Below are 294 nucleotides of genomic sequence, written 5' to 3' on the forward strand. Positions count from 1 at the left end.
TGGTCAGGCCGACGATGTCGGCGGTCTCGATGGCGCCGATGGCGTTGCTGCTCAGCGCGGCAACCTGGGCCGAAGCCAGGCTGCTCAGCTGGGCCGAGGTCAGCGCGACGACCTGGTTGGTGGTCAGTGCGGCGATGCCGGCGGTGCTCAGCGCGGCCAGCGAGGCGGTGGCCAGGTTGTTGACCTGGGCGGTGGTCAGCGCGGCAACTTGCGCCGAGCTCAGCGCGGCGATGCCGGCGGTCTTGATGGCCGACAGGTCAGCCGTTTCCAGCGCGGCGATGGCGTTGCTCGACA

The 294-nt window shown here is 70.4% G+C and carries 1 protein-coding gene; it reads right to left on the reverse strand.

Annotated features, from left to right (window positions below):
- Nucleotides 1-294 (reverse strand): hypothetical protein (locus KVP70_RS33625; protein WP_217946763.1); only part of this gene is annotated, 294 nt, incomplete at both ends.

The organism is Duganella violaceipulchra, assembly GCF_019166075.1.
Classification (GTDB): Bacteria; Pseudomonadota; Gammaproteobacteria; order Burkholderiales; family Burkholderiaceae_D; genus Rugamonas; species Rugamonas violaceipulchra.